Genomic DNA, 25,826 nt, shown 5'->3' with positions numbered 1-25,826 from the left:
CGTAACTTTGACTTTAGATAGGTCAATGTTAAGCACTTTTTTGTTTGTTCTGGCAGTTTAGATCTAAACTAATAGTGTTGAGTGATTATACATCGGATGCATAAATATGCATTTTGTGCTTTGCGGATATTCTCATCATTTATGAAAATCAGTGTATTATGACACCGAGGAAGAAGGGGAATAACTTAGTTTACGAAGCCAATATTTTAATTGATGAATGGTCTGGTTATGTGCATCGCACCAGGTGGACATGGTTAGACCGCTGGATTTAAAGTCTGTGATTCTGGTCGTCCATGCTTGCAAGCGTTGCTGTTTGTCCATGAAATCGTAGCTCCTTAAATTAGGATATGCTTATTTTCTCATGGATGATTGGGATGTTATGTGGGGAGTATTTGACGCTTACGTTTGAAACTGATTGTTTCGGTCTCTAGGCACCATGAGCAATCTCTAAGCCTATAATGCCAATGGAATAACCATGATTTGAACACAACCGTTAAATTGAACTTCACCACTTGGAACGATTGGTCAACGAAGTATAACCTGCTGCTGACGGCCGGCGAGAAAATTGATATGATCTTCGTCTCTTCTTGGGCAGGTTATTTTAAGTATGCCAAGCAGGGGGCATTCATGGATTTGACCTCTTTGATTCCGAAGTATGCGCCTCAAGTGCAAAAACAAGTTCCGGCGCAGGACTAGAGCGACGCCACCATCGGTGGTAAAATCTATGCATTCCGAACACGAACCCCGAATATACGCCAAACGGTATCGTGTATCGTGAGGACAGGAGAAAAGAGCTGAATCTGCCTGAAATCAAGGATCTAGCTTCTATTGAAGCGTATTTGGATGGTATTAAGAAAAACAAGCAGGGTGTTATTCCCATCAACGGAAACGCATTGAACGAAATCAGCACCTTGTTCTCAGCAGTTAACGGCTACCAGACGATCGGCGGAGATAATATCAGCGTTGTAATAGCCAAGAGTTATAATAGCCCTAGAGATATTGTCGCTTACCCGTTCACTCCTGAATATGAGGCAAGGTTTTACGATGCCGACAATGGCGATTTCTAATGGGATGGCCATCCCAAAAAGTGCAGCAAACCCTGAACGTTCGCTCATGGTACTTGAGAAAATTAGAACCGATGCGAAGTATTACAATCTAATCACTTACGGCCTCGAAGGCTATCACTATGATTTGATCAACGACGGCAAAAACATGGTCACTCCTTCCAAAACACAGGATGCGTCGAAGGTTCAACCCTACGCCATCGTCGATTGGGGCTGGAGAAACAAGCCACTAATGAAAGCAGTCGCTGGCGGTTGGGACGGTTTGGATAAGCTGAATGATGAATTCTCCAAGATGAGCAAGCCGGATATTTTCTCGCCTATATCCATGGATTACGTTACGATTCTGTGAAAACAGAGTATGCTGCTGTAAATTAAGTCATTGAGCAATACGGCAAGCCGCTCATGATGGGGTTGGTACCGAACGTCGACCAGGCTATCAAGACTTACCAGGAGAAGCTAAAAGCAGCAGGCACCGATAAAGTTCTCGATTATGTTAAGAAACAAGCTGCGGCTTATTTCGACGAAAAAGGCATTAAGTAAGAAAAGAATAACAAATAAGCAAAAAGCATGGGGCTACAGGGGCAGCATCCGATATGAAACGTCGGATGCTGCCCAGTTGGTCTCTTGCTTTTTTTAAATCCGGTTGTCATCTATAGCGAGAAGGTGTATCTGCAGAGCGACGACTTCGGTGGGGCTATAATTCGTCCGCCGTTCTCACTAAAGAGCTATTTTTACGATGGTGGAACACAACCTGGAAAATGGAAACCAAAGATGAAATTTACACCCTTACAATGTAAGTAGATACCACTTACAATGAGTGATATGAAAATAATTGCAGAATGAAATCTACACGTTGGAGGTGTAGCCAGAATGAACACAGATAAGGATATCTCTATCTCTCGTCATCCGTCAGCTGCATCTAGTAGCAATATTTTAAAGCTGCTGCGCATGGACAACGAAAGGAGCTCAAGCAGAAAGAGCAGATCAGTGAACAGCTAAGACCATCTCCTTCAAGCAGCGTGAAGCATTCAAAGAAACCAGCTTAACTATTTGCATGAAAAAGGAGGACTTTCTTTGATAAAAATGAAAATGATGTTTCTCTACACTGTAATATGCCTTATGCTATTCTGTCTGTTCTCTGCTCCACTTCCTTCGATTAAAGCTGCGACAACTTGGAACTTGGTATGGAGCGATGAATTTAATGGCAATTCCGGCACTTCGCCTGATGCTGGCAAATGGAAATATGATATCGGAGGCAACGGCTGGGGAAACAATGAACTAGAGTACTATACAGACAGCAGAAACAATTCATACTTGGATGGGAATGGAAATTTAATTATAAAAGCAATCAAAGAAAATGTCGGGGGAAACCCTTATACATCCGCACGATTGCTGACAAAGGGACTATTCACTCAAGCATATGGAAAGTTCGAAGCGCGCATCAAATTGCCATATTGGAAGGGAATCTGGCCTGCGTTCTGGATGCTCGGAGATAACCTGGATTCGGCAGGGTGGCCTAATTGCGGAGAAATAGACATCATGGAGAATTTGGGTCAGGACTCCTCTAGGATATACGGCACTGCGCACGGCCCAGGTTATTCCGGTTCCGGTGGGATTGGAAAATCCTACAGTCTGCCAAATGGACAAAAGTTCAAGGACGCGTTCCATGTGTTCTCAATAGAGTGGGAGCCGACGCAAATCCGTTGGTATGTGGATGGAAACATTTATCACACTTTCAACAAAAGCCAACTGGGTGCGGGTCAAACATGGGTTTACGATCACCCGTTTTTTATGATCATGAACCTGGCTGTAGGCGGTAATTGGCCGGGGAACCCGGATGCTAGTACGAAGTTTCCGCAAACGATGGCCATTGATTATGTGCGCGTCTATACAGCAGGGTCCACACCCATACAGACGGGAGCAGTATATAAGCTGATCAATATGAACAGCGGTAAAGCGCTTGATATATATGCTGCAGGAACAGCAGATGGTACGAATGTGCAAATCTATACGGATAACGATAAGGCAGCCCAGAAATGGCAAGTGTTTGCTAACGCGGACGGAAGCTACAAGCTGATCAACCCGAACAGTGGCAAATCCTTGGACGTCGACGGTGCGGGAATAACGGACGGCACCAATGTCCAGATCTGGTCGGACAATGGAACAGCAGCACAAAAATGGAACATTGTCGATAACGGCGATGGCAGCTTTAAGCTAATCAACATAGGAAGCGGAAAAGCATTAGACGTGAGCTCTGGTGCAATTGTCAATGGTGCGAATGTACAAATTTGGTCTGATAACGGAACAGGTGCCCAGAAGTGGAGAATGATTAAAGCCTAGGCCACTGTAATTAGATAAAGGAGATAACAGCATGCTGCCATCACTCTCATTTCTTAAACGTCAATTGGAGGGGATTCTGCGCAACAAATTCGAGCAGGGGCATCAAACTTCCGGTTATTTAGCCAAGCTGGAACAGCTTCCCGCAAGCTATGATGCCTATATGGAATTCGCTCATAGCTTGGCTGCCATTCCAATAAGGGACAATTGGTCTTACTATGAGCCGAACGATTTAGAAGAGATATGGCGGGAATGCGATCCGGCTCGACCTCTCGGCCAGGTCGGAATCCTGAATCTGAAGGAGAGCTCCAAGCGGGTAGAGGCGGCATTCCTCGCCTCAGTTTGCGGCTCAATGCTGGGCAAACCGATTGAGGTAAACCCCAGCCTGTCGGAATTGCGTCAAGCGTTAACTTCCGTAGGGGAATGGCCACTGAACGATTACATTTCTGATGAAATCCTCCATGCGTTGGATCGTCGTCATTGGTCCTGGTTTGAGACGACCCGGGGACGAATTTGTTACGTGGCGCCTGACGACGATATTAATTACACCTTAATGGGAATGATTGTGTTAGAGCAATTCGGCGCTGGTTTTACGAAAAGAAATTTAAGAGATTTATGGATAAATCATTTGCCGATAAGTACAACTTGGGGTCCGGAGAGGGTCATCCTGCTTCGATCGGGGATTAGCTATTTGGAGCATGATAAGGACATATTCAATCATTCTGAAATCGAGGCTTGGCCCGACTTCTTGGTACAGGATACGGAACTATGCGGCGCTGCGATTCGCGCAGACGCTTACGGTTATGCCTGCCCCGGTCAACCAGCCCTTGCCGCTGAGTTGGCTTGGCGGGATGCAAGTTTTACACATCGCCGGACCGGCATCTACGCCACGATGTTCATTGCCGCTGCGATTGCTGTCGCACAGGTGCTGCGCGATCCGATTGAAATAATCAGTACTGCACTGCAATTCGTACCTAGACGGAGCCGATTCTATGAGATTACTCACGATTGCCTGCAGATGGTCGCGGATGCAGACAACTGGCTGGAAGCCTATCAGAGCATTAACCATAAGCATGCAAATTTTTTCCATTGTCAGGTTTATCAGGAAATTGGCACCTTAATTAATACATTTCGATTTGCTGACAATGTCGGCGACGGGATATGCAAGCAGGTGATGCAAGGCAACGATACGGACAGCTTTGGTGCAACAGCTGGCTCTCTGCTCGGGGTTTATTTCGGTTCTGAAAGCTTGGAAACAAGATGGCTTAAGCCATTCCAGGACCGGATTCATACGGGGCTATCTAATTTTAATGAGCAAAAGCTTTCCCGTTTGGCTGAGCGGATGGGGCGTTTGCCAGAGCTGCTGCACACCGGCCAACATCGAATTCAACCCAGCGAACTCTATGTGAACGAGAACGCGGATTAAGTATTCACCATTTTTAATAAAAGTATTTTCGGAAAAATTCCACATATGAACAATATCATGTTCTAGCAATCGTGGAATTTCACATAGTGTCCACATGTACCCTTCGGGAAGCAAACCAGTTGCCAATCCCAACTCCGCGCAGCAGCAAGTGCCTACCATCTCCGTCTACTTAACCGTCCACTCTTAACGCCTACAGATCCTGTACCACGAGCGTTAGCTATGTGCATCAACTGTATCTAGGTAGCACCGAGTACAAACCGGAGGAACATCACCTGAAAAATGGCAACCATAGCTGAAATTTGAAGCCTTACATTGCCAGAAGGAAGGACGTACAATGAGTGAAATGAACTGCTTACAAAAATGCGGAAGGCACTGGAGGTACAGCCAGAATGAATACAGAAGTGGATATCCCCATTCCGAATCACAAAGTAACTGCAGCTAGAAGAAAAGCGACAAGGCTGCTTCGCATACTATACGGACAACGCTATTTGCAGGCGATGGCGCTACTTGGCGTCGCCTGGATGATTATTTTCAACTATGTACCGATGTATGGAATCATTATTGCCTTCAAGGATTTTAATATCATCAAAACGATTTCTGAAGCCCCTTGGGCTGGACTCGAGCACTTCAAAGCTTTCATGGAAGATGACAATCTAGGTTATGTTATTAAGAATACCCTTGGCATGAGTGTGCTCAAGCTGATCATCGGTTTTCCCTTGCCAATTGCCTTCGCGCTATTTTTGAACGAAATCCGCTCCGTCCGTTTCAAGAAGCTGGTGCAGACGATCTCGTATCTCCCTCACTTTCTGTCATGGGTCATTCTCGGAGGTATCCTCGCTACGTGGCTGGCAGATGTCGGCATTATCAATAACTTATTGATGGCGCTGAAAATCATCAAAGAGCCGATTAGTTATTTGGCTGAGCCTCAATATTTCTGGAGTCTTATTATCACTTCGGACATTTGGAAGGAGCTAGGATGGTCTGCCATCATCTATCTGGCAGCAATCTCGGGTGTCTCGCCTGAAATGTATGAAGCGGCGACCATCGACGGCGCAGGACGGTTTCAGAAAATGTTCTATGTCACGCTGCCATCCATCAAAGGCACAATCACGATCTTGTTTATTCTCGCCGTCAGCGGCATTCTCAACTCGAACTTTGATCAAATTCTCGTTCTCAAGAATCAACTGAACGAAACTGCCAGCAACGTCATCGACGTATACGTCTACCAGGTTGGTCTTCAACAGAGCCGCTTCTCCTATGCAACAGCGGTTGGCTTAATTAAATCCCTCATATCACTCGTGCTGTTGCTCTCGGCGAACTTCATCACGAAGCGTATGAACAATACATCATTATTTTGAAAGAGGTGGCACAGCAATGCTTTCCTTGAAACGAAGAACCTTCAAAGAGGTCGTTTTTGACCAGTTTAATAATTTGCTGATGCTTGCTATCTGCTTCGCCACGCTCTACCCGATCTGGTATGTGCTTGTCAACTCTTTCAATGAAGGCCAAGACGCCATGCGGGGCGGTATCTACTGGTGGCCTCGGATGTTTAGCATCGACAGCTATTTAGCTGTATTCGCCAACGACGGCATTATGCTCGCCATGGGTGTCACCGTAGCCAAAACGCTCGTCGGCACCGTCATCCACGTGCTCTTCACGGCGATGGTCGCTTACGCTTTCTCGCGCAGAGAGCTTATAGGCCGCCGGGTCTACATGATCATGGGTACTGTTACGATGTTTTTCAGCGGTGGCTTGATTCCTTATTACTTGCTAATCCGCGATATAGGGATGCTAGATAGCTTCTGGGTCTACATTATCCCAGCGATGTTTAGCTTTTTCGATCTCATTATCTTCCTTTCTTTCTTCCGGGAAATTCCCGATGCATTGGAAGAAGCCGCCAAGATCGATGGCGCTAACGATTTCAAAATCTTTTACCAAATCATTCTCCCGGTATCCATGCCTGTCATTGCCACCATTGCGCTTTTCCACGGCGTTTATCAATGGAATGACTATTTCACGGGGATGATCTTTATTAACAAGAGTGACCTTCAGCCGATTCAAACGTATTTATACCGTGTCGTGGCGCAGTCTAGCTCCAACCAAATGGTCGCCGCAACATCAGGCAACATTTTTAAGACGGTATCCTCCCAGTCTGTTAAGCTGGCGACGATGGTGGTGACCACCATGCCGATTGTTATCGCGTATCCGTTCTTACAGAAATATTTTGTAAAGGGTTTCATGATTGGTTCGATCAAAGGTTAAGCGCTTGATCCTGTTTCCTTTCCACCAGATTCCGGTGATAATCTTTGTCTTATGACAGAGATTGAACATACCATTATGATGCAGAATAGGGGAAAACGCACATGAGGAAGAGTAAAACGCGCAAGACATTAACTACACTGCTTGCTCTGTTCACAGCCGTATCCTTAAGCGCTTGTTCAACGGATAAAGGCGCAAGCGGCTCCACGAGTCCGCAGCCAACGAAAGCGGCAGAAAAAGGTACAAGTTCCCCAGCGCCTGCGGCAAATGCCGATGAGCCAGGCTGGAAATCCGACACAAAGCCCATTACGTTTGATTGGTACTTGAACTTCTCTTGGTTTCCGAACAAGTGGGGCGTTGACGCAACTTCCCAGTACATCACGAAGAAAACCGGCGTAAACGTGAACTTCATCGTGCCTGCTGGCAATGAGAACGAGAAGCTGAACACGATGATCGCTTCCGGCAAGCTGCCTGACTTCATTACGCTCGGTTGGTACGAGGATGCGGTGAAGAAAATGATCGAAGGCAATATGGTGCTCCCGCTGAGTGATCTCGCGAAGCAGTATGATCCGTATTTCTTCAAGGTGGCCGACCCTGCCAAGACATCCTGGTACACACAGAAGGACGGCAAATTTTATGGCTATCCGAATGCTTCTTCCTCTCAGCAGGACTACAAGAAGTTTGGGGAAAACTTCACTTCGACCCAAACGTTCTTGGTTCGCAAAGATATGTATGAGGCAATTGGCAAGCCGGATATGAGAACGCCTGAAGGGTTTCTGAGCGCCCTGAAAGCGGCTAAAGAGAAGTTCCCGGAAGTGAACGGTCAACCGCTCATTCCGCTTGGTTTGCATGATTTTCAAGACAAAGGGAACTTATCATTTCTGGACGCAGCACAAAACAATTCCATGCTAGCAAACTTTCTTGCAATTCCTTATGAAAAGGATGGCAAGCTCTACGATCGTTTCACTGATCCGGAATATGTGAGCTGGCTGAAAACATTCCGTAAAGCCAATGAAATGGGCTTGCTAGCCAAAGATATTTTCATCGACAAACGCCCGCAAATGGAAGAGAAAACCGCGCAGGGCCGTTACTTCGCCATGTTGTATCAGCGCTCGGATTTGGCTAACCAAAATATTTCCTTATATCAAAAAGATCCTAACAAAGTATATATTGCTGTGGACGGCCCCGCCAACGCCAAAAAAGATGCGCCTGCCTTGCCAGGTCCAGGCATCTCCGGTTGGACGGTAACGTTGATCTCCAAAGACGTCAAGGATAAAGCGAGAGCGATTAAGTTCCTAAGCTATCTGATGAGTGAGGAAGGCAATAAAGATGTGTACCTAGGAGAAAAAGGCGTTAGCTACGACACGATTGACGGCAAGGATCAATTTAAGCCGGAAGTGTTTGATTTGATGAACAAAGACCGTGCAGCATTTGATAAAAAATATGGTTCGTCTTTCACGTACTGGATGCTGATGGACACAAATATGATTTTGAAATGGGCGCCGCCAACTGTGGAGCCGATGAAACAGCCGGAAGAGTGGACGAAAGGCAAGACGAAGAGCTTCTCGCAATATGATAACATTACTCCGTCAGGGACATCTGAAGAAGGGATCGCTAACAGTAAAATCGCGCAGATTTGGGGCAAAGCGCTGCCGAAGCTGCTGCTAAGCAAATCCGACGCAGAGTTCGATCAGCTCTTTGAGAAATTCCAGAATGACCGCAAAGCGGCGGGTCTGGATAAGGTAAAGGCGTATCAACAAAAGGAATTTGAATCGAATAAACAGAAGATTGAACAGTTTGCGAAGTAACACCGCAATTCTCGAAGTAGCTCTATGCGTCAGCCCGAAAGCCCGGTCATCCGGATTTTCGGGTTTTTAGCTTCGTGTTTTTCCCTCATCTGTCACATTTTATATTAAAATAGGAAGACTAGAGTGAGAGAGGCTGGATGTGTAGACATGGGGAACGTTCTTGGCAAGTGCAGAATGCGGCTCACGCAGTTGACGAACCGTATTTCCATACAGGTGAAACTGATCGTCGCTTATATTGTTATTATTTTAATCCCTATTAGTTTGTTCTCGTGGTATCTGTTTAATGAGTTTTATCAGAACACGATTCAAGACACGCTCAAGAAAAATCAATATGTATTAGAGAGCGAGAAGGCCAGTATTCTCAACAATATTGAAATTATGGAGCGGACCGCTCAACTGTCCATCGCCGATCGAGAGGTTCTTAATTATTTGCTCAGTACCCGGGAGTTAGAAGTTATGGAATTGGTCGATTTCAATACGAATACGTCTTCAAACTTACAGCGACTCATGTTTAGTAATCCAAACATCTTAAATGTCCGCTTGTTTACGAATAATCCGAGCATCAAGGAAATCTGGCCAGTCATCTTTAATGAAAGCCGAATTGAGGGAAGAGCCTGGTATAAGGACGTGTTAGCTAAAAAGGGAACGGTTTGGTGGGATATTTTGAAGGATGAGAAGGACATTATGAAGCGTGAAAACACGGACATGGAGTCAACCTCGACCTATGTATCGCTGCTTTGGGAGATCTATTATCGGAGTGATACGCATGTCGGCATTAGGGAAGTGGATATGCTGATTAATAAATTTTTTCAGAAGGCGTTCAGTCCGATCCAAGATGGTCAGTCCCATATGCTGATTGTAGACCGTTCGGGGCGAGTTTTTACGGATACTGGCAGCCCCTTCTTTAAAGGCATGAATCTGGAGCAGCTTCGTCGTGATTGGGAAGCACACCCGCATCAGAAGGGATCCAGTTTTACGTTTACAATTGGGAGTACGCCATATCTGTGCCTGTCTACACCTATTGATCAACTGGGGGCGCATCTGTTGAATGTGGTGTCACTGGAAAATCCAGTCACGCAAATTAAGCATACCCGCAATCTTTTCATCGCTGCAGCGGTGGTCTTGATCGCGCTTTTGTCGGTGATCACCTATTTCCTGCAGTCTCTTATTTTGAAAAAGCTGCACATTTTACGGGATTCGATGAAAAAAGTGCGTCGTGGCGACCTGAATGTGCAGATCGATATCGATGCTGGCGGAGAAGTGGGCGAGCTTGCGCATCATTTCCGACAGATGTTGAAAAAGTTGAATGAGCTTATCGTTGAAGCCGTGAACAAGAAAGCCGCAACGAAAGAAGCCGAACTAAACTCGCTCAAAAATCAGATCGACGCCCATTTCCTCTATAATACGTTGGAAAACTTAAAAATGCTGGCCGAAGTCGAGGCGCAGTATACGATCTCCGATGCATTGACCTCCCTCGGCGCTATGATGCGCTACAGCCTGAAGTGGTCCAGTGTTCATGTTCGGCTGCGGGACGAAATGGTGCATATCCAGAACTATATCGCCATCATGAACATCCGTTATGACGATAAGTTGGAGCTGAAGATGGATATTCCAGAGGGCTATCTTGAGCAGGAAGTGCTGAAAATGTCCCTACAGCCGCTAGTGGAGAACGCTGTCAAACACGGCATGAATATCGATAGAGCTAGAAGAGAAGGAGTTGTCATCTGGATTCGCGCGAGCCTTACTAAAGAGGGAATGCTGATTGAAGTTATGGATAATGGAGCTGGTATTACCGCAGAGAGGCTCATGGAACTTCATGAGAAGATCGGAATGGAGGATGTGCGCTTCCATAACCAATATGGCAACAAGGCTAACGGCGAGAATGATGGCAACGGTATCGGTCTGCGCAATGTCACGCAGCGAATTAAGATGTACTATGGGAGCGAGTATGGGATTCAAGTGGAGAGTACAAAAGGAGTCTCGACCAAGGTTTTGATGCTGCTCCCTTATTTAATTTTATCCGGAGGAATGTCTGCTGATGAGAAAAATACTTATCGTTGACGATGAGAATAATATCCGACTCGGTTTGAAAGCGATGATTACACGCGAATTTCCGACCGCTTATGAATTTCAATTTGCTGGTGATGGGGAAGAAGCATTACGTGCGCTACGGCATACACTTGTGGATATTGTAATAACAGACATCCGCATGCCCGTCATGGATGGCATTGCACTGATTAACTGGATTCAGGATATGAATCCGAAGCCTGCCGTTGTCATCCTTAGCGGGCATGATGACTTTCAATATGCGAAGGAAGCCATACGCTGTGAGGTGAAAGAGTATCTCTTGAAGCCCATCGTTCGTGACGAGCTGTCTCGCACCTTACTCCGACTGGAGAATGAGATGAAGCTAAAGGAGCACATGACCGAGCAGCTCACGAGTTCCTTACAACAGCGGGACGCCTTTCAAGAAAGCCAATTGAGCTACGTACTACGTCATCCGCATCTGCAGGAGAATGAAGTTCAGCATAAATTGTCCCGGATTGATATGGATTGGCTAGTAGAGGGGTTTCAGCTTGGCATGCTGCAATACAGGGGATCTGTTGAAAGAATGAGTCACGGGGAACTCTTGGACCGTATTCAAGCGGAAGTGGGAAACGTGCCAGAGAGGTTCCGTAAGCGGTTTGCGTATGTTTTTGATAAGGAGAATCAACTGGTGCTCATTGCGGAGCATGGGGAACTGTTTCAGTATTTGGCGGATCGCATTACGGGTACGAACTATTTTACCTATAGCTTAGGATTAAGTGAATATAAGCGTGGAATGACCCACTTACAGGAGGCTTATGTCGAGGCTAAACAGGCTTTGAAATACACGTTCTTACAGTCAGTGCTAGGTGTTATCCGATATGAAAACATCCGTCATAGGAGTCTAGAATTCATTGTGCCGATAGAGACAATAAAAAAAATCGCCAATATGCTCGGCGCCAATCGCGACAAGGAAATGATAGCGTTACTGCAGGAAGTACTTGATATGAAAACCGTAGCGCGATACGATATCGCTTATCTGGAAGCCATAAGCAAAGCTTTCAACGAGCTTGTTTTCGATAAAATCTTTCACGTGTACGGAGGCGAATCAGTGGAAATACTTCGACTGTTCAAGATGGTAGGGGACATCTCGAATTTTAACTATTTCCACGATTATTTCCATAGTGTTGAAGGTCTGCTGAATCGCTTAAATGACTATGTGCGATCGATGAAGACGTTCCATATTGATCACAAGGAAATGAAGAAAGCCGTTCAATATATGCATGAAAATTATCAGAAAGATTTGAATATGACCATCGTTTCGAATCATGTTTCTTTAAATTATTCGTATTTTAGTCAAGCCTTTAAGGAATATACCGGAAATAGTTTCGTCAATTATTTAAAAAAGCTGCGCATCGATAAAGCTCAGGAACTGCTTGCAACGACAGAGTACAAAGTCTACGAAATTGGTGAAATAGCTGGTTTCGAGAATACGAAGCATTTCAGCCGAGTATTTAAGGAAAACGTAGGCGTTAGCCCGCAGGAGTATCGGGATCAGCGGGAAGTCATAAATGGTTTAAACTGATCCGCCAGCACACGACGACATCTATCGCGATGGGCCGCCCGACCTTAATAGCTGCTCGTCTAAAATTCAAAAGGGGGCAAAAACAATCTAGTCGAAATAAAAAAGGCAAAGCTGCAGAAATGCAGGCTTTGCCTTTTTTTCAATTTTCTTTATTTCTTACTTGCGAGAAATGCGTCAAGCTGTTTTTGCTTTTCCGCCAGTATTTTTTCCAAACCAGCCGCTTTCAGCTTCTCCCTAAACTTAGGAAGAATTTTTTCCGAATCCACAGAACCCGTATCGAGAGGGGGATCGTATTCTTTTCCGACATTGACGAGCGCTGCGACTTCTGTTTTAACAGGTTCGGCATTAAAGGTAAACCCAAGACCGGGAGATTTTTTGGCATCTTTGTTGAACTCTTTGAATTTATCCCACTTTTGCGGATCTTCGGTATCCCAGATATAGTTCAGGAACTGGTTACCAAACATCCAGGAAGATCCGGGACTGTAATTCTTTGTAGCGTCTGTTGCTTTTATTATGTTATCGGAAACCTTATCATAATGTATGCCTTCTACCCCAAAGTTGAGCAGGTTGTTCAAGGTTTTGTCCGTATGCAGCAAATTGATGAACATCATAGCACGCTCCGGGTCTTCCGATGTGGTGGAAATCCCTAGCATGGATCCTGAAGTTTCTCCTGTAGAAACAGTTTTAGGCGTCATTTCGATTTGCTTCAGCTTGCCCTGCAGACTGATGCCATTCGCCATCTCGGCGTCTTTGCCCGGTTTCAAAGGGACGACAACCATGAATATGTTGCCCGCCTTTAAAGCTTCCCCAGTCCCAAGCGACGTAGTAGCTGCATCTTTGTTGATATAACCTTTTTTCATAAAATCGCGGGTGATTTTTAACGTTTCATTATACCTGTCTAGATCGCTTGTTAGAACAACCTTCGTGTTATCTTGGTCTTTCAGGATGACGCCGGGAATCGAAGCATCGCCAAGGGCATCGGTTTGCACAAAATAGTGGGCGTTGAAATTGTCTCCATTTCTTAAGAATAACGGAGTCATACCCGGCCTCTTCTCTTTGACAGACGCCAAAATGGGTTCAAGATCCTTGATTGTCTTCACTTTGGTCATATCCAGATCGAGCTCTTTGGCAATGTCTGAACGATAAATCACGCCACCTTGAGCAGCCAATTCTTTATTGGTCGGCACAGCATAGTTTTTGCCGTTAATTTTAGCTCCTTCCAGGAAGATTGGACTTAAGGAATCGATAATGCCCTGACCGTGTTTTTTTAATAAATTTCCGTATTTATCTAGGCTGTCATCATTCATTGGGAGAAACGCGCCTTTCGATACATTGACAGCATGTCCGTTCCATTGGGCGGTGAACATGATGTCGAACTTTTCGCGGGACGCGATCATCAGGTTTGCTTTATTATCCCATTGTCCCCAGTCGATTGGCATTAATTCGATTGTGGCATTGATTTTTGGCTGCATAATTTTGTTCATAGCTTCTTGGACTTTTGCTTGATCCAATTGAGCGCTTCCGGGATAAACCAACTTCAATTTATACGGCTTCAGCTGCGTAGTCGGCGTGTTCTCACTACTTGGATTCTTAGTCGTTACAGGTTGTTTATCGCCCCCAGAGCCGCTGTCATTACTATTCCCTCCTGAACATCCTGCAAGTACAAAAGATACGGATAACAACAGAATGCACAGCATAAGAACGTTCTTTTTGACTACCTTCATTACGTAGAAACCTCCCTTTTCTTATTCAATTTATGCTGAACCGAACATTACGGTTATAGCCGATGTTTTTACAATACGGTAGTACTCAACCTTTTACTGCGCCTACCGTCAAACCTTTGACAAAATATTTTTGGAAAAACGGATAAGCGAACACAATGGGTCCAATTCCCAAGACGGCCATGGCCATGCGCACTGTTTCCGTCGGAAGATTAAATAATCCTCCTGCTTGGCTAATTCCCTGCTGGGCCTGTGTATTGGTGGCAAGAAATTGGATATCAAGCATCGTTTTATACATCAAATACTGCAGATTCACATTTTTACTGCCGGTTATAAAAACTAAGCTTAAGAACCAATCATTCCAGTAATTTAAAGTTTGAAACAGGGCAACAGTTGCCAGCACGGGCAAAGAAAGCGGCAGAATGATTTGCACAAATATTCTCATTTCGCTGGCTCCGTCGATCTTGGCCGATTCGACCAATGCAGGCGGTATCGTACTCGCAAAGAACGTTCGCAGAATCATTACAAAAAAAGCGGATACCAACAGTGGCAGGATCAAAGCAGTCGCCGTATTTTTCAGATCCAGCATTTGTGTATAGACCAAGTACCATGGAACAAGTCCGCCGTTAAACAGCATAGTGAAAAACATAAAGAAGGAGAAACCGTTTTTGTGCGGGAAATCGTTACGCGAAATCGGGTAAGCGTACATCGACATGATGATTACGCTGATTGCCGTGCCGACAGTTGTTATGAATATGGATACCCCGAAGGATCTCAGTATTTGCAGCCAGTCCTGAAACAAAAATTGATAAGCGGAAAGACTGAATGTTTCCGGTATAAAGTTATAGCCGTGTATCAAAACAGATTTTTCATCTGAAAAGGATACGGTTATTACGAGCAGGAGCGGAAGCATACATGCTGCCGTATGGAGCCAGAAAATTAAGTTGATAAAAAAATTCGATGTGTTCGAAATGTCGTTAGGCCTGCGCCTACTCACTTTAATCACTTTACTCATCTCCTCAAAACAACGCATTATCTTTACTGACACGTCGTACAATCAAGTTTGAACCAAGAACCAGAATAAATCCTACGACCGACTGAAACAAACCAGCTGCAGATGACATCCCGACATCACCCATAGATAGAAATGTTTGGTACACATAGGTATCAATGACCTGGGTGGCAGGATAAAGTGCCCCCGCGTTCCGTGTAACTTGAAAGAATAATCCGAAGTCGGCATAAAAAATTCTTCCGATTTGCAATAAGGTCATGACGATCATAACGGGTACGATGAGAGGGATCGTAATCTTTTTGACTTGTTGCCATTTAGAGGCACCGTCCATTAATGCGGCTTCATAATATTCGTTATCAATTCCTATGATCGCTGCCATATAAATAACGGTGAAGTAGCCGATATTCTTCCAAATGTTCACGATCGGCAGAATAAATGGCCAGTATTTCGGATCTGAGTACCATTCGACTGGTTCAATGCCCAATTTGGGAAATACAACAGTATTCAAAAAACCGTGGTCTTGTCCCAAAAATGCAAATACTAGATAACTTACAACGATCATGGATAAGAAGAAAGGAAGAAACATTGTGCTCTGGTGGAACTTGGAAAGAAGTCTGCTGCGCATTTCATTGAACATAATGGCAAAAGAAACAGCTATCACAAGATTCATTATAATAAACACGACATTATAACCAATGGTATTTCGGGTGATGATCCAGGCGGATTCCGTCGAAAACAAAAACTTAAAGTTTTGTAAGCCGATCCAGGGACTTGCAAGGATGCCTTTGGAATAATTGATGTTCTTAAAAGCAATGATCACGCCGAACATCGGAATGTAATTGTTAATGAGCAGAATAATGCTGGCTGGCAGCATCATGATATAGAAAAACCAATATTTGCGTACCATTTTGAAAAATGCAGGTGTCGATCCTGGCGTTTTCAGGTTGTGACGTCGTCTTGATGAAACAATTGTTGAATTGCCCATTACGGTCTGTCTTCTCCTCCCTGTTGGTTCCTCTCAATAACTATATATTACCTATTAGGGAGGGGGGCATTCTACCTGAGTCGTGACTACTTGAACACTATTGTGCCTTGTTGATATGGAATTTTTTTCGGTATTCTTGGGGGGAAATGCCGGTCACTTTTTTGAACATTTTGGCAAAATGCGAGAAATGACCGTAACCGGTTACTTCGGCTACATGGCTGATTTTATTGCCCGATTCGATGAGTAGTTTTTTGGCTTTGTCCATTCTGATGCTGAGCATGTATTCAGATATGGATTGTCCTGTTTCTTTTTTAAAAAGGCGGGACAAATAGGCGGGATTTAGGTAGACGAAAGCAGCGATATCCTCCCTGTTCACTTCTTCATGTAGATGATCGTCCATATATTTCTGGACTTTAGTGATGACAGCGGAGACATCCTGATGATGCTTGTTCATATATTCGATACCAGCCGATACAACACGAATAGCCCAACTGCGAAGTTGGTTTAGCGAACGAGTGGCGGTAGCTATATCCTGCAGTTCATCATGAGGGAACATTTGCTGAATCGACAAGCCCTTTTTATGAGCTACATGATAAACCATATGGATCAGTCCGTAACATAAAGCTTCCAAGGATTCCGAACGTACGCCGCCTTCTTGCATCCGATCTGTGCTTTCAACAATTCGAATAAGCAGTTCATTCCGTTTGCCGAGTTCAAAAAGCAAGAACCAATCGGAAATCAAAGGAAATGATGGCAAGCTCCCTTTCTGCTCCTCACAGGTCTGCAGATTCATAACGCAATTAATCTTCGTTACATTATTTCGTTCCATGCCAAGTAGTGTGCCCAGGACTTGATGGATTTCGGTAACTGGCGTCATTTCCCCGATATAACACGATAAATCGCAGTGGAAAAAACGATTGCAAGCCTGTATGTATTCGGCGCATCGCCTGTTCAATTCCGGGGAAATAGGAGCGCCACCCTGAATATACAGGAGTACCAGATTGAAGCCGCTTTGGTCCGGAATTACGCAGCCAGGGTCATCCTGGAGAATCATTTCCGCTCCCGCTTTGCGCAAAGCGTACTCCATGATTTCCTCATCTCTTGCGTTCAATTCTTCTTTCCATTGTTCCACGCTGATCAATATGGGAATTACCTGACTCTGCGCATCCAACGGAATGCTGTATATCTGGAACCCCGTCTCCAGCCGTTCTTGCGTCGAGGGGATTTTGCCGTTTAACACATCCCGCCAAAACCGTTCCACGAGGAAGGGCAATTGATTTAACCAAATCTTGTAATAGGTTTCATAAGTTTTATTGTAGTCCAGCAGTTCCAGCTCGGATTGAATTTTGTGAACCGCTTTCCTGACGATCTCTTTTAACTGATCATGATCTACAGGTTTTAACAAATAATTAAAGCTTCCCAGTTGAATCGCTTTTTGCGCATAGGTGAAATTGGCGTGCCCTGTCAAAAAAATTGTTTCCGTTAAGGGAGATTGTTCCTTTACCCATTCCAGCAGCTTCAAGCCGCTTGCGTCAGGCATCTCGATGTCCGAAATCATCACGTCAATATTGTAGGCCGTTATGATCTGCTTGGCTTCCTCCGTACTGAAAGCCTCAAAAATATGCATGAAAGGCAGGTCAGACCAATCGATTCCTTGCGTAATGCCTTGTACAGCAAATTTCTCGTCATCCACTACGAGCAGGTTAAACACTCGAACCATCTCCTTGTCCAAAATGATGTTGAAGAGGGAACCGAATGCGGATTTCGGCGCCAGTTTGTTCCCTATTCGAGAAATGAATCTTAGCCGTGCCGTAACTCATTCGGAGCCGACGAAGCACGTTCCAAATGCCCAAATGTCCGTCTCCCGACTGTTTCGCGTAATGGTCGGACCTCAACTCCCGCAGCATCTCTGGCGTAAATCCTTTTCCGTTATCTGAAATAGTGACGATAAAGAAATGCTGAGGATCTTCCGGGTCGGGAAACGCTTTAATTTCCACGCAAAAGCGTTCCGAATTTTTTATGTAACCGTGAATCACCGCATTTTCCACAAAAGGCTGCAATGTCAATGAAGGCAACTGATAGTCGCGATACGATTCTTCAATGTGAATGGCGAATGTGAGGCTGTCGGGGTATCTCATGACCTGAATTTCCAGATAATTGCAAATGTGCTGGATTTCATCCATGAGCGATACGGACGTACGGTCTGTACGTATGAGATTACGAAAGTAGTCTGCTAGATGAAGCGCCATCTTTTGCACGGATTTATGGTCTTTTAGTGCGGCTAAATTGTAGATGATGTTCAAGCAGTTCATGTAAAAGTGAGGATTAATTTGCATCTGAAGATGTTTGAACTCAGCTTGCTGTACCCTGATTTTCTCTTCATAAATGGAAATTTTTAAATGCTCGATTTGCTTGACCATATCGTTGAAGGTGGAAACCAGAAATGCAAATTCGGTTGAATTGCTTTCGTTCAGACGGACATCGAATTGACCCCGGCCGATTTTTCTCATACCACGGATGAGCTGCCCCATCGGTTTAAAAAAGATTTTTTGCAGGAAAGCAAGATATAGCGCGAGTACTAGAGCGACTCCCAAGGGAAGAAAGTAAATGGCTTTATGTAAATAAGGCAAGTTCTGTAGGATTTTTTTCTCGGCAACCACGATCAGGTAATGAATTTTCGCGAGTTTCGAGGATTCGCCAACAACAAGGTACTCCTTTTTATTCGTCTCGTCCCGAATGATTTGATACACCTGGTTGGCGGGTTGTAATTGCTTCTTAAAACCAGCATAGGTTTGTATCGGGAGAAACTGTCCCGTTAACGGTTGTCCGTCGTCCGTAACGATGATCGTTCCACCGCCTTCACCCACATCCCAAGTACTGAGCGGCATCGCGAGGTTGTTCAGGCTGATGAGACAGCCAGCATACATTTCGGACCCCAAATCTTTCATTTGTACGAGAAAATAAGGATCACCCGATTGAATTAACTGCCATTCATTCCCCTGGTGAGGCACCGTTTGACCTAGGATTTGGGAAAGATAGTTCTGTATGGTTTGATAACGTTCATGGAAATTGCCGCTTTCCTGGGTTATGACCAACAGGTCATCGTTGGAACTGGAGTATACGAAGAAAGTGTTGATCATACTGTAGTATCCGATGTCCGTTATAAATTTGTTGTATACTTTTTGTTTGGCTAGAACATAGTCATCTATAGAGGATTTATTCGTTTGCATGGAAACAATTTCTGGATCGCTTTCTAAGCGATAGAAATAGTAGTCGAATTCTTTCAGCATGTCATCCGTTCCATTGACGTAATGGGTGAGCAGCTTGCTGTAATTCAGGGAGACCTGATCGCGAACTACATTCATTGCATACATATTGTTGTAAAACAGAAAAAACACAAGGGGAGCCACGACCAATATGAAACCGCTTACAGTTTTAAATCTGACTGATTTTTTGAAATTCATGGAATGGCACCTCGATATTCTACATGATATTCCTATACGGATAGTATACATGTTTTTCTTTTCCACCATCTAACACTTTTGATGACAGATTAACACTTCCGTTACTTTGCGGTTCATTCGGGAGCGTATCGTTGGAACAAGTCATCAAAGTGTTCAAGACGTCACGTTGCGGATAGAGGTCCCTTACCTCGAATAGGTAAAATAATAAATGCACAAGGGAAGGAGGTACAGTGATCAGCAAACGGACAGCCGAGGAAGACAAAGACGCGAAATTGAGCGACAAACAATTTGAGGAGGTAATTTTTATATGCTGAAAAGAATGGTTTTGATCTTTTGCACATTTCTTATCACCTTTATGATGGCAGTAACTTTCGTTCCCGCAGAGAAGGCAAAAGCCGCAGCAGGTTCGGTGGTATCCCAAAACGGTCAATTGAGAGTTTCTGGAAGCAATTTGGTAAATCAGGCGGGACAAACCATCCAACTAAAGGGTATGAGTTCCCATGGAACGCAATGGTTTGGACAGTACGTGAACTACGACAGTATGAAATGGTTGAGAGACAATTGGGGAATGAATGTGTTCCGACCTGCAATGTTTACGCAAGATGGCGGATATATCAACGATCCATCCCAAAAAAACAAGGTAAAAGAAGCCGTACAGGCCGCGATTGATCTTGGCATCTATGTGATCATCGACTGGCATGTACTGGGTGAAAAAGATCCGAACATCTATAAGGAACAGGCAAAAGGTTTTTTTAGGGAAATGGCCACACTGTATAAGGATTATCCGAACGTGATTTATGAAATCTGCAATGAACCGAATGGGTATGCCACTTGGAACGGTCATATAAAGCCTTATGCAGAGGAAGTGATCCCGGTTATCCGTTCCATTGCTCCGAATAATATTATCATCGTGGGAACTGGAACATGGAGTCAGGATGTGCATGATGCGGCGGACAATCCTCTCTCTTACAGTAACATCATGTATACAACGCATTTCTATGCCGGAACTCACGGTCAATTGCTGAGAGATCGTATTGACTATGCGAGGAGCAAAGGTGTGGCTGTGTTCATTACAGAGTGGGGGACAAGCGACGCTTCCGGTGACGGCGGTCCCTTTCTCGCTGAATCCCAGCAATGGATGGATTATTTAACGAACAGACAGTTGAGCTGGGTCAATTGGTCGTTATGCGATAAAACGGAAGCTTCGGCTGCATTAGCGCCTGGCGCAAGTCCGTATGGAGGATGGTCCGACGCGCAGTTAACGGCATCAGGTAAATTTGTCAGAGATCGTATGAAGGCAGGATCAACGCCGCCAGGCGATGGTATCGTTTCCGGTAAAACCTACAAATTAGTTAATGTAGGCAGCGGTAAAGCTCTAGATGTAAACGCTGCGGGTACTGCAGACGGTTCGAACGTACAGATCTGGGATGATAACGGCACGGGCGCTCAGCAGTGGGTGATCACAGATGTTGGCGGCGGGTTGTATAAAGTTATTAACACCAACAGCAATAAAGGATTGGATGTAGCCGGCACGGTCAATGGTTCAAATGTGCAAATATGGAGCTATGGCGGCGGCTTAAACCAGAAGTGGAGCATTGTAAGTGTAGGAGGAGGCTCTTATAAATTGATAGCCGGCCACAATGGCAGAGCCTTGGATGTAAATGCTGGAGGTACTGCGAACGGTACGAACGTTCAAATTTGGGATGACAATGGTACGAATGCTCAAAAGTGGAATCTGTACAAATTAAATTAGGGAATAGTAACCTGAAACTGCCTGCGATCACTTGTCTTTAGAGAGGTCGCAGGCTTTTTCTTTAGTTCTTTGTCCCACTATTTGTAGCGTGTTGGAAAATTTAAATGAGAATGTCATATTAGTGTTCAAAAGATCACCTTACAGATAGATTCGATATATGGGGAAATCTATAATTAAATCATGGAACACGAGTGATACTTTAAATCTTGCACCCTATACCTATTTACAGGAGGTTGGAAGCATGAGGAAACGATTTTCAAATATATTGTTATCGCTTTCAATTTCGTTGGGCGCAATATCTTCCGTGATGCCTCTTACGGCGAAAGCTGCTGAAGCAACATTGGTTGGTACGACGGTGAAGGTAGATCAGATTGGATATTTGCTTAGTGCCGACAAAGTGGCACTAGTGACTGAGACGACGGCTGCAGACCAGTTTCAATTGATCAACTTGGATTCTAATAAGAAGGTGTATAGCGGGAAGTTATCGGCTGCTGTCAATGATTCGAATTCCGGTGACACTGTCAGAAAGGCGGATTTCTCTTCCTATAAGGAACCTGGGACTTATGTGTTGCAGATAGAGGGGGGAGGAGTCTCCTATCCGTTCCGTATCGGAGACGATGTGTATCGGAACTCCCTGCTGCAGGCGATCCGATCCTATGCGCTTGGAAGGTCCGGGACTGCCATTCGCGACGGTCTGACCGGTCTTTCCTATCAAGCGGGGCATACGCAGGACAAACAAGCATTGATGTACTTCTCGGACGAGTTTCATCAGAAAGGCGATATTATCGATGCCAGCGGCGGATGGTATGATGCGGGGGACTTCGGTAAGTACATCCCAACCGCTACAGTCAGCACGGCCCAACTGCTACTTGCTTATGAGTTTGCCCCTTCAAAATTTTATAAAGGACAGATGGTGTTACCCGAAGGCTCCACGAATGACAGCAAGCTACCCGACCTTCTCGCCGAAACGAAATTCGAGCTGGATTGGATGAAGAAGATGCAACGTAGCGACGGGGCTGTCTATTTTAAGGTAGCCGGTAAGGGATGGCCAGGATTTATTAAACCTGAGTTGGATACCCAGGATCGTTATGTGTACGGACTTTCCACTTACGGAACCGCACAGTACGCGGGCGTTATGGCGATGGCTGCACGCATCTACCAGCCGTTTGATGCCGTCTATGCGAAGGAGCTACTGAATAATGCGCTTAAAGCGCAGCAATATCTGGAGAAGCATCCGTCTCCGGAATTCCGCTCAGATAAGGATCAAGACAGCGGTTCGGGAGCCTATGGCAAAACGACAGACAACGAGGAGCGTATATGGGCTGTGGCAGAGCTGCTAAAAACAACAGGCAATAGGGATTATGACCGTTATATTAAGGAGCATTTCGCGGATCAGCTGACACAGAAATCTGGGCCGATATCATGGGCGAACAGTATTCTACTCGGACAATACGCATACGCTACCAGTGAATATGCGGATACTTCCCTCAAAGAGAAGGTGAAGGCCTCCATTCTTGCCTATGCTGATTCGTTGCTGGAGAAGATCACGAATGACGGCTATCGTGTTGCCTTAAGCACGGACCAATACGGCTGGGGCTCGGCCAAGGATAGTGTAGCGCAAGGAAACGTTCTCTTGCTGGCAAATACCTTGTCACCAAAAGAAGCTTATGTACAGGGAGCACTTGATCAGCTTCACTATTTGTTCGGCCGAAATGCAACCGGCTACACCTATATGACCGGATCTGGTACGAAAATGCCTCTGCACCCGCATAACCGGATTATGGTGGGAACGCATACTTACATCCCAGGTCTTGTCGTAGGCGGACCTAATAAATTCGGTGGGGACCCTGCCATTGATAAAATCCTCAAGGATGCGGGTGGCAGTACACCGCCTGCCAAGGCTTATGTGGACATTGTGGATTCATATTCAACGAATGAACATGCAATCGATTATACGGCTCCTGTGGCGTTTGCTCTTGCTTATTTTACCAAAGGGGATATTGCGATGGCTCTGAAACCCTCTGCGGACGACCGTAAAGGAAATGCCTCAGCTCAAAGCTTCAACGATGTAACGGAAACAACGAGAGGGCATGAAGCGATTGGTGTATTATATGCGAAGCATATCGTTCAGGGGTATGAAGACGGATACTTCCATCCGACCCAGTCGATCACCCAGTACGAGGCAGTTCTATTGATAAGCCGCGCTTTAGGTAAATCGGCTGTTGAAGTTCAGTCGGCTGTACCTCAATATCAAGCCGATACTCCTGTAATGAAAGATCTGCTCCAGAGTCTCACCTTGAAGTTCGGAGGTACGCCGGGAGCGGTGGACGGATCTGTTGTCACTAGAGCGGACTTTGCCGTCTTCATCCAAAGTATACTTCAGCCATAAGCCTAGTTAAGTATGTCCACAATCATCCCCAATCGTAAAATAAGGCGAGTTAACAAGGAGTGAGTGATTATGATGATTTACGACAAGATTGTTGAGATCATTGCTATGGTTTTTCGACTAGAGGTTGATCATGTCAAACGCCTGTCCAGAGAGGAATCACTGAGTAGAATTGGCTTGGACTCTATTAATTGCATGGAAATTGTCGTGAATATTGAGGAGGAATTCTCGATTGTTTTTAACGATGAAGAGCTGTTGCTTGACAATTTAAATACACTGGACAAGTTGATTCACATGGTGGAGCAAAAGACAGGGGAGCACACTTTGATTTAGGGCAGGAGGAAGTGGAAATGGCTTTAATTGAAGTGAGCGATTTAGTTAAGGAGTTTCATCGGTTCGAATGGAGCGGGCAAGTCTTCTACAGTGAAAATGTTGATCGGCATTTTGGTGCCTACTTCGGGAGCGATCTCTATTGGAGGCCTCTCTCCAATTCAAAGATGCCAAGCTGATCCAGTCGTGGTGCCTTATTACGAGATGTACTGGCTACTTATATGAAGAGCAATGGAACGGTAGCGCAAGAGACAGACGGCAGAATTAAAATTGTCAATGAAAGGTATAAATAAGGGGTGAAAGGATGTAAGACATGAGAAATTCAGTTGAAAATGTGCCGAGATATTATGAGACATATATCAACGATTGCTTTGCGGCTGCTTATGGGGCGTGCTTGGCTCATCAAGGGCATAATCCTAATATCGTGCTCGCTGACTATCTATCTTTTATGTTTAATGAAGAAACCGGTTATATGGGTACGACCTATATGTACAGGTACTCGACGTCTGTCGAGTTCACAGAATCCGAGTTAAATTCATCGCTGGAGTTTGCGTACTTTCCTAAGACGACTTATTTCAAGGGCAGTCAAGAGACAGAAGGAGCAATAAAGCATGGCGACCGCATACAGATAAGTCTGAATATCCATGATGATCCCGAGGTGGCGGCTGATCGAGTGAGAGAACTGATTGATGGGAATAAACCTGTTGCTGCTGTTGTGGATTTGTATTATATGAGCTATCACAGAGCTTATCTGAAAGAACATGGTCTACATGCAGTTGTCATTACAGGCTATGACTATGAGCATAAGACCTACGATATTTTTGATAAGTACTTGCTTTCCAGCAGCGATTTTGACGGTAAAGTTCCGATGGAAGCGTTCATGCAAGCGAGACTATCCGATACACCGCGCATGAGTCCGGTTGTTGGCGAGTATAGAAGACCCATTCGTCACCTTTGGATGGAATTCGATACGGGACGGGAATTCCATATAACGAAGGACAGGCTGTTAGCTGTTCTCCGAGAGAGCTACACGCGTATGAGGGGAGAACAGCCTCATAATGTTGGGGAAAGCGGTCTAGGGCGTATAGATGCCTTTAGGAAAAGCATGCTGCTCAGGAAAGAACAGCCTATTGGTGAGACTGTGGCTCTCTTCTTTAAGGAATATTACAACACGTGTCTCAAAAGGGTAGCGCGAGGGCGGAATCGATTCCTTGTCTTTGTTGAGGAAATCGCCGACCTGCTGCCGCAAGAGGCTGTGATCATCCTGGGCGATCAACTAAGAGAATCAGCCAAACGATGGGATATTTGCGCCAATTTAGCGCTTAAACTGGCTATTAGCAAAGCTCCCCGATTGTTCGATGATCTGGAACGTAATTTGCAAGCTATCATCGAAATTGAAAGCCTTGTTGTGGATCAGCTTCGAATCTGCATGTTGCCCCTATCTGAAAAGGAGAATGATCACAATGAACGTGAGACAACAAATTCAAGCGGCTATTAGCGAAATTGCGATAGGTGTCGAGGAGGATGGATTGAGGGATGAAATGATGCTGGCGGACTTGGGCATCGACTCCTTCTGCCCAAAGAGTATTTCTTGGCGCATTTGTAATTGGCACAACGGTCATCCTTACGAGTAATCGAATTATTAACGAGGCCTACTATGCACTGGAGTAT

Annotated in this window: 23 protein-coding genes and 1 pseudogene; 18 read left to right on the top strand and 6 right to left on the bottom strand. The window is 45.0% G+C overall.

Features of this window, described 5'->3' with window-relative positions; translation table 11 throughout:
* Nucleotides 1-156: 156 nt before the first annotated feature.
* The gene (tnpA, locus tag GK047_RS25790) at nt 157-321 is read right to left on the bottom strand and encodes an IS66 family insertion sequence element accessory protein TnpA (protein ID WP_163953130.1); all 165 of its coding nucleotides are present in this window, start codon (nt 319-321) and stop codon (nt 157-159) included.
* A 159-nt stretch (nt 322-480) separates the two neighbouring features.
* Here tnpA and GK047_RS29900 point away from each other — a divergent pair, with 159 nt between their 5' ends.
* From GK047_RS29900 to GK047_RS25750, 12 genes are all read left to right on the top strand, one after another.
* Nucleotides 481-696 (top strand): extracellular solute-binding protein, encoded by a 216-nt coding sequence (locus GK047_RS29900; RefSeq protein WP_240344253.1) that lies wholly within the window; start codon nt 481-483, stop codon nt 694-696.
* Between the two features lie 71 nt (nt 697-767).
* Entirely contained in the window at nt 768-1,067 is a 300-nt protein-coding gene (locus GK047_RS29895) for a hypothetical protein (RefSeq protein WP_240344251.1), read from the top strand.
* Nucleotides 1,045-1,413 (top strand): type 2 periplasmic-binding domain-containing protein, encoded by a 369-nt coding sequence (locus tag GK047_RS29890; RefSeq protein WP_240344250.1) that lies wholly within the window; start codon nt 1,045-1,047, stop codon nt 1,411-1,413. Before GK047_RS29895 ends, GK047_RS29890 begins: the two co-directional genes overlap by 23 nt.
* 53 nt (nt 1,414-1,466) lie before the next feature.
* Nucleotides 1,467-1,604: a DUF3502 domain-containing protein gene (locus tag GK047_RS29885; RefSeq protein WP_240344249.1), complete on the top strand. Its 138-nt coding sequence runs from the start codon at nt 1,467-1,469 to the stop codon at nt 1,602-1,604.
* Nucleotides 1,605-1,934: 330 nt separating this feature from the next.
* A complete protein-coding gene (locus GK047_RS30235) occupies nt 1,935-2,063 on the top strand; it encodes a hypothetical protein (RefSeq protein WP_275901716.1) in 129 nt (42 codons plus the stop codon).
* Between the two features lie 84 nt (nt 2,064-2,147).
* Nucleotides 2,148-3,404 carry an RICIN domain-containing protein gene (locus GK047_RS25780; protein ID WP_163953163.1) on the top strand — a complete coding sequence of 419 codons (1,257 nt, stop codon included), beginning with the start codon at nt 2,148-2,150 and terminating at the stop codon, nt 3,402-3,404.
* Nucleotides 3,405-3,435: 31 nt separating this feature from the next.
* Entirely contained in the window at nt 3,436-4,827 is a 1,392-nt protein-coding gene (locus GK047_RS25775; protein WP_163953128.1) for an ADP-ribosylglycohydrolase family protein, read from the top strand.
* Between the two features lie 389 nt (nt 4,828-5,216).
* Nucleotides 5,217-6,185 carry an ABC transporter permease gene (locus tag GK047_RS25770; protein ID WP_163953126.1) on the top strand — a complete coding sequence of 323 codons (969 nt, stop codon included), beginning with the start codon at nt 5,217-5,219 and terminating at the stop codon, nt 6,183-6,185.
* A gap of 16 nt (nt 6,186-6,201) precedes the next feature.
* On the top strand, nt 6,202-7,089 hold the full coding sequence (locus GK047_RS25765) for a carbohydrate ABC transporter permease (RefSeq protein ID WP_163953124.1): 888 nt from the start codon (nt 6,202-6,204) through the stop codon (nt 7,087-7,089).
* A gap of 101 nt (nt 7,090-7,190) precedes the next feature.
* On the top strand, nt 7,191-8,894 hold the full coding sequence (locus tag GK047_RS25760; RefSeq protein ID WP_163953123.1) for a type 2 periplasmic-binding domain-containing protein: 1,704 nt from the start codon (nt 7,191-7,193) through the stop codon (nt 8,892-8,894).
* Nucleotides 8,895-9,041: 147 nt separating this feature from the next.
* Nucleotides 9,042-10,955 carry a cache domain-containing sensor histidine kinase gene (locus tag GK047_RS25755; protein ID WP_163953121.1) on the top strand — a complete coding sequence of 638 codons (1,914 nt, stop codon included), beginning with the start codon at nt 9,042-9,044 and terminating at the stop codon, nt 10,953-10,955.
* Entirely contained in the window at nt 10,933-12,504 is a 1,572-nt protein-coding gene (locus GK047_RS25750; RefSeq protein ID WP_163953119.1) for a response regulator, read from the top strand. Before GK047_RS25755 ends, GK047_RS25750 begins: the two co-directional genes overlap by 23 nt.
* A gap of 149 nt (nt 12,505-12,653) precedes the next feature.
* Here GK047_RS25750 and GK047_RS25745 read toward each other — a convergent pair whose 3' ends face one another.
* From GK047_RS25745 to GK047_RS25725, 5 genes are all read right to left on the bottom strand, one after another.
* The gene (locus tag GK047_RS25745; RefSeq protein WP_163953117.1) at nt 12,654-14,228 is read right to left on the bottom strand and encodes an ABC transporter substrate-binding protein; all 1,575 of its coding nucleotides are present in this window, start codon (nt 14,226-14,228) and stop codon (nt 12,654-12,656) included.
* Nucleotides 14,229-14,313: 85 nt separating this feature from the next.
* A complete protein-coding gene (locus GK047_RS25740) occupies nt 14,314-15,240 on the bottom strand; it encodes a carbohydrate ABC transporter permease (RefSeq protein WP_163953115.1) in 927 nt (308 codons plus the stop codon).
* Between the two features lie 4 nt (nt 15,241-15,244).
* A complete protein-coding gene (locus GK047_RS25735) occupies nt 15,245-16,222 on the bottom strand; it encodes an ABC transporter permease (protein WP_346010391.1) in 978 nt (325 codons plus the stop codon).
* A 97-nt stretch (nt 16,223-16,319) separates the two neighbouring features.
* Complete coding sequence (locus GK047_RS25730; protein WP_163953114.1) at nt 16,320-17,933, bottom strand: helix-turn-helix domain-containing protein; 1,614 nt, start codon at nt 17,931-17,933, stop codon at nt 16,320-16,322.
* Nucleotides 17,926-19,686 carry a sensor histidine kinase gene (locus tag GK047_RS25725; protein ID WP_163953112.1) on the bottom strand — a complete coding sequence of 587 codons (1,761 nt, stop codon included), beginning with the start codon at nt 19,684-19,686 and terminating at the stop codon, nt 17,926-17,928. The genes GK047_RS25730 and GK047_RS25725 overlap by 8 nt, the downstream gene beginning before the upstream one ends.
* A 307-nt stretch (nt 19,687-19,993) precedes the next feature.
* Here GK047_RS25725 and GK047_RS25720 point away from each other — a divergent pair, with 307 nt between their 5' ends.
* The 6 genes and pseudogenes from GK047_RS25720 (at nt 19,994) to GK047_RS25695 (ending at nt 25,789) form a co-directional block, all read left to right on the top strand.
* Nucleotides 19,994-21,439, top strand: a complete 1,446-nt coding sequence (locus GK047_RS25720; RefSeq protein ID WP_481856056.1) for a cellulase family glycosylhydrolase — start codon at nt 19,994-19,996, stop codon at nt 21,437-21,439.
* Nucleotides 21,440-21,680: 241 nt separating this feature from the next.
* Nucleotides 21,681-23,828: a glycoside hydrolase family 9 protein gene (locus tag GK047_RS25715; RefSeq protein WP_163953110.1), complete on the top strand. Its 2,148-nt coding sequence runs from the start codon at nt 21,681-21,683 to the stop codon at nt 23,826-23,828.
* A 69-nt stretch (nt 23,829-23,897) separates the two neighbouring features.
* Nucleotides 23,898-24,158 carry an acyl carrier protein gene (locus GK047_RS25710; protein ID WP_163953108.1) on the top strand — a complete coding sequence of 87 codons (261 nt, stop codon included), beginning with the start codon at nt 23,898-23,900 and terminating at the stop codon, nt 24,156-24,158.
* A gap of 54 nt (nt 24,159-24,212) precedes the next feature.
* Nucleotides 24,213-24,314: pseudogene (locus tag GK047_RS30455) on the top strand (ATP-binding cassette domain-containing protein); the annotation flags it as partial.
* Between the two features lie 154 nt (nt 24,315-24,468).
* On the top strand, nt 24,469-25,653 hold the full coding sequence (locus GK047_RS25700) for a BtrH N-terminal domain-containing protein (protein ID WP_163953106.1): 1,185 nt from the start codon (nt 24,469-24,471) through the stop codon (nt 25,651-25,653).
* A complete protein-coding gene (locus GK047_RS25695) occupies nt 25,619-25,789 on the top strand; it encodes a hypothetical protein (RefSeq protein WP_163953104.1) in 171 nt (56 codons plus the stop codon). The genes GK047_RS25700 and GK047_RS25695 overlap by 35 nt, the downstream gene beginning before the upstream one ends.
* Nucleotides 25,790-25,826 lie beyond the last annotated feature (37 nt).

Source organism: Paenibacillus sp. SYP-B3998, assembly GCF_010820665.1.
Classification (GTDB): domain Bacteria; phylum Bacillota; class Bacilli; order Paenibacillales; family NBRC-103111; genus Paenibacillus_E.
Note: the sequence above shows the minus strand (reverse complement) of the source record. Positions and strands in the feature narration are given on the sequence as shown.

What these genes read in the sequence shown, in the direction of transcription:
- tnpA (WP_163953130.1), bottom strand. Translation starts at nt 321, where the DNA reads ATGGACAAACAGCAACGCTTGCAAGCATGGACGACCAGAATCACAGAC.
- GK047_RS29890 (WP_240344250.1), top strand. Translation starts at nt 1,045, where the DNA reads ATGCCGACAATGGCGATTTCTAATGGGATGGCCATCCCAAAAAGTGCA.
- GK047_RS29885 (WP_240344249.1), top strand. Translation starts at nt 1,467, where the DNA reads ATGATGGGGTTGGTACCGAACGTCGACCAGGCTATCAAGACTTACCAG.
- GK047_RS30235 (WP_275901716.1), top strand. Translation starts at nt 1,935, where the DNA reads ATGAACACAGATAAGGATATCTCTATCTCTCGTCATCCGTCAGCTGCA.
- GK047_RS25780 (WP_163953163.1), top strand. Translation starts at nt 2,148, where the DNA reads ATGAAAATGATGTTTCTCTACACTGTAATATGCCTTATGCTATTCTGT.
- GK047_RS25775 (WP_163953128.1), top strand. Translation starts at nt 3,436, where the DNA reads ATGCTGCCATCACTCTCATTTCTTAAACGTCAATTGGAGGGGATTCTG.
- GK047_RS25770 (WP_163953126.1), top strand. Translation starts at nt 5,217, where the DNA reads ATGAATACAGAAGTGGATATCCCCATTCCGAATCACAAAGTAACTGCA.
- GK047_RS25765 (WP_163953124.1), top strand. Translation starts at nt 6,202, where the DNA reads ATGCTTTCCTTGAAACGAAGAACCTTCAAAGAGGTCGTTTTTGACCAG.
- GK047_RS25760 (WP_163953123.1), top strand. Translation starts at nt 7,191, where the DNA reads ATGAGGAAGAGTAAAACGCGCAAGACATTAACTACACTGCTTGCTCTG.
- GK047_RS25755 (WP_163953121.1), top strand. Translation starts at nt 9,042, where the DNA reads ATGGGGAACGTTCTTGGCAAGTGCAGAATGCGGCTCACGCAGTTGACG.
- GK047_RS25750 (WP_163953119.1), top strand. Translation starts at nt 10,933, where the DNA reads ATGAGAAAAATACTTATCGTTGACGATGAGAATAATATCCGACTCGGT.
- GK047_RS25745 (WP_163953117.1), bottom strand. Translation starts at nt 14,228, where the DNA reads ATGAAGGTAGTCAAAAAGAACGTTCTTATGCTGTGCATTCTGTTGTTA.
- GK047_RS25740 (WP_163953115.1), bottom strand. Translation starts at nt 15,240, where the DNA reads ATGAGTAAAGTGATTAAAGTGAGTAGGCGCAGGCCTAACGACATTTCG.
- GK047_RS25735 (WP_346010391.1), bottom strand. Translation starts at nt 16,222, where the DNA reads ATGGGCAATTCAACAATTGTTTCATCAAGACGACGTCACAACCTGAAA.
- GK047_RS25725 (WP_163953112.1), bottom strand. Translation starts at nt 19,686, where the DNA reads ATGAATTTCAAAAAATCAGTCAGATTTAAAACTGTAAGCGGTTTCATA.
- GK047_RS25720 (WP_481856056.1), top strand. Translation starts at nt 19,994, where the DNA reads ATGCTGAAAAGAATGGTTTTGATCTTTTGCACATTTCTTATCACCTTT.
- GK047_RS25715 (WP_163953110.1), top strand. Translation starts at nt 21,681, where the DNA reads ATGAGGAAACGATTTTCAAATATATTGTTATCGCTTTCAATTTCGTTG.
- GK047_RS25710 (WP_163953108.1), top strand. Translation starts at nt 23,898, where the DNA reads ATGATGATTTACGACAAGATTGTTGAGATCATTGCTATGGTTTTTCGA.
- GK047_RS25700 (WP_163953106.1), top strand. Translation starts at nt 24,469, where the DNA reads ATGAGAAATTCAGTTGAAAATGTGCCGAGATATTATGAGACATATATC.
- GK047_RS25695 (WP_163953104.1), top strand. Translation starts at nt 25,619, where the DNA reads ATGAACGTGAGACAACAAATTCAAGCGGCTATTAGCGAAATTGCGATA.